5 protein-coding genes are annotated in these 4765 nt (G+C 36.1%); 2 read left to right on the top strand and 3 right to left on the bottom strand.

All coding sequences use genetic code 11. From position 1 onward, the window contains the following. Window positions 1–323 precede the first annotated feature (323 nt). Window positions 324–701 carry a hypothetical protein gene (locus WCQ00_04205; GenBank protein MEI6042738.1) on the top strand — a complete coding sequence of 126 codons (378 nt, stop codon included), beginning with the start codon at window positions 324–326 and terminating at the stop codon, window positions 699–701. Between the two features lie 70 nt (window positions 702–771). Here WCQ00_04205 and WCQ00_04210 read toward each other — a convergent pair whose 3' ends face one another. From WCQ00_04210 to WCQ00_04220, 3 genes are all read right to left on the bottom strand, one after another. Continuing rightward, entirely contained in the window at window positions 772–1080 is a 309-nt protein-coding gene (locus WCQ00_04210) for a KH domain-containing protein (protein MEI6042739.1), read from the bottom strand. Window positions 1081–1229: 149 nt separating this feature from the next. Continuing rightward, a complete protein-coding gene (gene rpsP / locus WCQ00_04215; GenBank protein ID MEI6042740.1) occupies window positions 1230–1526 on the bottom strand; it encodes a 30S ribosomal protein S16 in 297 nt (98 codons plus the stop codon). A 180-nt stretch (window positions 1527–1706) separates the two neighbouring features. Further along, the gene (locus WCQ00_04220) at window positions 1707–2318 is read right to left on the bottom strand and encodes a hypothetical protein (GenBank protein ID MEI6042741.1); all 612 of its coding nucleotides are present in this window, start codon (window positions 2316–2318) and stop codon (window positions 1707–1709) included. A gap of 195 nt (window positions 2319–2513) precedes the next feature. On the opposite strand from WCQ00_04220, the gene rnr reads away from it, so the two are divergent. Then, entirely contained in the window at window positions 2514–4535 is a 2022-nt protein-coding gene (rnr, locus tag WCQ00_04225; GenBank protein MEI6042742.1) for a ribonuclease R, read from the top strand. The last annotated feature ends 230 nt before the right edge of the window (window positions 4536–4765 follow it).

The following is a 4765-nucleotide window of genomic DNA, read 5'->3' on the forward strand; positions in this document are numbered from 1 at the left end:
AAAAACGCCAAGTCAATTAACAACCCAATCCGTCCAAGCTATTGACTAGAATACGCTTATTTAGCGACTACAAAATACTAGTACTGAATAGTGTGAAGTAAAAAACACCCCGTTAGGAGTGTTTTTTATCGATGCTCGTTTGCAGCTACAATGCCGCGGTTGAACATGTTGGATTTACATCCAATGCTTTACGAACATTGTCAATATAATAGTTTATTAAAAAACAAATGACAATATTGACACTGTTTATCTTTTATATTTTAGCAATAAAAATATGAAATCTTTGGTTTTTCTTTGCCCGTCAAATATTAAAGTATTGATTAATGACAAATATAAACGAGTTTATAGAAAAACAAAGGATAGAATACTATAGATTGAAGAGCGTGAGATCTATTGTATTTCTGAATCAAGAAGTCTTTTTTACAAAAAGTGGCTTTGAACACCTCATAAGAAAAGGGCTCGGACGAAGAAGTATTCCTGAAAAAATAAGGAGGCTTGGTTTATTGAAATATACGACTGAGATATTGCAAGATTATACCGCAAAAGTTGAATACAGGTCTATAGAAGATACAATTTATAAAAAGCATTACTGGGGAATAACAAAAGATATCGGTAATATAAAAATAAAGGTTGTTATACGTAGAATAGACAATGGGAAACTCACTTTTTTAAGTATTATGAATTATGGAAAAGGAAAATAACAAAAAGAGATAAATTGATAGTTTATCTCTTTTCTTCCACTTGTAAGCGTGTAAACCTAGTTTGTATTTATTAAATTCCTAAATCTGCGATCGCTTCATCTAAGGTCTTTTCAACCTTCTTTGCAGCAGCCTCAGGCTCCTTGATTTGAATACTAATATTAGCTTGATGCTTCTTTCCGAAAGCCTTCATTACGGTTCTTATAGCTTGAGCTGTATGTCCGTTCCTACCAATAATTTTTCCCATATCGATTGGATCTACAATCAATTCAATAAACACACCCATATCATCTACTCTTCTGCTTACCTTAACGGCATCAGGATTTTCAACAAGGGACTTTATAATGAACTCTAGGAACGCTGTATCATTTTCTGCTGGCATAACTTTTATACTGGAATTAATTGAACTGTTAATAAACAAATTATACATCAAATAGATATATGATGTAATAATATACAACAATAAACTGTTGATAATTATTTACAACAAAATATCACTAGTATTCTAATGATTTTGTTTTGAGGAACTGACTATGCTGTCTTCTCTTTCTTTGGTGGAGTTTTCTTAGGAAGAACGTTCTTCTTCTTTCCTTCAATAATCTTGTTTGCAACCAATAAGTTGTGAGCAGTATCAGAAACTTGTACACCTTGTGACATCCAATATTTTACTCTATCAGCTTTTATTATTGTACCGTCCTTTCTAAAACTGTGAGATCCAAGAATTTCATGGGCGTGACCGCCTTTTGCAGCTCTTTTGGACTCAACAAGAATAAGACGAAATGATGGGTCGTTTCTTTTACCAACTCTTTGTAATCTAATCTTTAACATAAGTAGCAAAATAGTATCAAAATTAAGGGCGATAGTCAAATATAGCCACAATCAGCTATTTAGACCCAGAAAGTGAGGTAATTTATACCATATCTTTTGGGGTCAGGCACCATAGTGCCTGACCCCAAAGTACAAAAAATGAGCCCGGCCATTCGGCCGGGCTCTACTAGTGTTGTTATCTCACAACACAGTGTTCAACCAAGGGAATCCCTCTTCTCCCTCCCACCAGCAAGTATCCTTTTCAGGGACATGCTGTGGTCTCAACACAATGTGACCATCAATTTCGTCGGAAAAAAGATTTCTGTCCTTATCTTCATCCTCAAAAACAGAACGTACAACCCTCTTCTTCTCTCGCTCCTTATCCCAAACCTGCACAATGACAAGCTTGAAATTCTCAAAGCGCTGATGGGACATCATCGGAAAATATGTAGGTTGGTAAAAAGTTCCAGTCCTTATAACCGACACAACTTCCTTGAAAGAGAGAAAAGAGCCTTTCTTAACAACATCGTCAGTTCCCCCAATGTTTTCCCCTATATAGTTGAAGGGACAAATATCGATAGGAATAATTTCAAATCTCCTCATTTCGTTCGAAGCCTCTTCTACAGAGAATTCCAACTGTGTAGGCTTTTTCAGGTAGAATAACCGCTCCCTAGACAACAATCTGCTGGCCTTGGGTAAGGAATATCCAGCCAGTGCGTTATCAGAAGATGGATTCTTCAGAAGGTCCCTAAAGGATAACCTCCAATTTTTTGGGCTAACCTTTTTAGGCATCGTTATTTCAACGTTTTTCATTGTAATGCTTTCTACTTTTTATTTTTGAAACTTCCTGCGTTTGCCCTCACGACAACACAAGAAAACGAGAGTTAGGCACCATACCTAAATCAACTCGTCTTCAGAGAACTAACTCATCTAGATATTAGCAACAAATGAAGGATAATGTCAAGAGTACGCATCGCCTTCACCATAGTACTATATAGGAATAAAACAATGACAATGAGTACACAAACAAAAATAATCGGTAAAATTTCACTAAATAATAAAGGAAAGGGGTTTATAGATGTAGAGGATAGAGAAGAATCTATCCCAGTTGAGGTTCAAGATGTAAGTACTGCCCTTCCAGGAGACACTGTAGAGGCTGAAACATACTCGGACTACAGAGGTACACTGTACGGTAAGGTTACAAGCATTGTAGAAAGAAAAAAAATTCAATTTGTTGGAACTGTTGTATTTGATGAAGAGTCAGGACACTTATTGGTAAAGCCGGACAATCTAAGGGCAAACATTGAAATTGTTATACATAAATCAGAAGCTTATAATGTTGATGATAAGGTACTCGCCAAAATAAACATAGATACATGGACAGCAGATTTCAAAAGATTTCCTGATGGAGAAGTAATTCAGGTTCTTGGACACAAGGGTGACAATAATGTTGAAATGCAGGCCATTGTTATTGATCGTGGTTTTGATATTGAGTTTACACAAGAGGTTATTGATCAAGCGGAAGAAAGTGTAAAAATACATGGAGCTATTACAGAGGAGGAAATTTCAAAAAGAAAGGATTTTAGAGGAGTATTTACATGTACGATTGACCCCGTTGACGCAAAAGACTTTGATGACGCACTTTCAATTAGACCACTTGATGGTGAAGATGCGGGTCTTTATGAAATTGGAATACACATTGCTGATGTATCACATTACGTTCGTACAGGTACAGCGCTTGATAATGAAGCTAAGAAGCGTGCTTTTTCAGTATACTTGGTTGATAGAACAATCCCCATGCTTCCCCATGCACTTTCAAATGGAATGTGTAGTCTTAACCCAAATGAAGATAGATATGCATTTTCAGCTGTCTTTAAAATAAATACTAAAGGTGAAGTTAAAGACAGATGGTTTGGTAAAACGATAATTCACTCGGACAAAAGATTTTCTTATGAAAATGCACAAGAGGTACTAAGTGCTGCAACACAAGAAAAAATTGATAGCTCAGCAACTTCAATTAATAATAAAGATTCATGGTCTAAGGAACCGTATGAGACTGAGTTATTGGAACTAAATAGACTTGCTAAAATAATGCAAGGTCACAGAAAAGAAAAAGGGGCTATAGACTTTGAGACAACAGAGATTAAATTTAAATTAGATGAAAGCGGAAGACCTATCGCAATTATTAAAAAGGAAAGACTTGATACTCACAAGCTAGTTGAGGAATTTATGCTTCTTGCAAACAGAGAAGTTGCAGAATTTATATTTGCAAAAAATAAAGTTGCAAAGCAAGACCTGGCTGGAATGTACAGAATCCATGATTTACCAGATGCAGATAGACTTGGAGATTTAAGTCTCTTTGTTAGAGCTCTTGGCTTTGATTTTCATACGCCAAATGTTAGTACAAAAATTAAATCAACAGAAATTCAAAAACTATTGAACGATGTTGCAGGATCACCCTCTGAAGCTGTTATAAAGGTTGCTACACTGCGTTCCATGGCTAAGGCAACATATTCCACAAAGAATATTGGACACTTTGGATTGGCCTTTGATTATTACACACACTTCACCTCCCCCATCAGAAGATATCCTGACTTAATGATTCACAGAATTTTGGAGATTGTTCTACATGGAAAGCCAGTTCCAGAAAGCATAATTCATAGTCTAGATAAAATTTGTATTGATTCATCAAAGAAAGAGGTTGAAGCAGCAGATGCTGAACGTTCATCAGTTAAATACAAACAGGTGGAATACATGATTAGCAAAATTGGAGAAGAATTTGAATGTACAATTTCCGGAATTGCAGATTTTGGAATGTTTATTGAAGAGCCATCAAGTAAAGCCGAAGGATTAATTAGATTAAAGGATTTGAAACCATCAGACTTCTACAACACTGACCCAAAGTCCTATAGAATTGTTGGTGAAAATACAAAAACAACCTTTAGCATTGGAGACAAGGTTAAGGTTAAATTGTTGGCTGCGGACTTGGATAGCAAGACTTTATCCTTTGAGATACAAGAGAGTGTTTAGTGGTAAGTACCTCCGGAATATTAACCCCAATTTATATATGAAGCATAAAAGATCCCGGCTTTAAAATTATTATCTTACCACCAAACACAAAACACCCCGTAAGATGGGGTGTTTTGTGTTTCTTTTCATTTTCCGCCATATTTCTCCTCTACCCCATCCACCCTCTGTTTGACATTACTCCCTACTTCACTGTCCCATCCGCAAGCATCAACATCAAATCAGTTGCTGCA

The sequence above is a fragment of the bacterium genome, from assembly GCA_037127815.1.
In the GTDB taxonomy this organism is placed as follows: domain Bacteria; phylum Patescibacteriota; class Minisyncoccia; order Phycocordibacterales; family CAIZLB01; genus CAIJKW01.

Bases quoted from the DNA above. Each gene is read 5' to 3' on its own strand.
- WCQ00_04205 (MEI6042738.1), top strand. From the start codon at position 324: ATGACAAATATAAACGAGTTTATAGAAAAACAAAGGATAGAATACTAT.
- rnr (MEI6042742.1), top strand. From the start codon at position 2,514: ATGACAATGAGTACACAAACAAAAATAATCGGTAAAATTTCACTAAAT.
- WCQ00_04220 (MEI6042741.1), bottom strand. From the start codon at position 2,318: ATGAAAAACGTTGAAATAACGATGCCTAAAAAGGTTAGCCCAAAAAAT.
- WCQ00_04210 (MEI6042739.1), bottom strand. From the start codon at position 1,080: ATGCCAGCAGAAAATGATACAGCGTTCCTAGAGTTCATTATAAAGTCC.
- rpsP (MEI6042740.1), bottom strand. From the start codon at position 1,526: ATGTTAAAGATTAGATTACAAAGAGTTGGTAAAAGAAACGACCCATCA.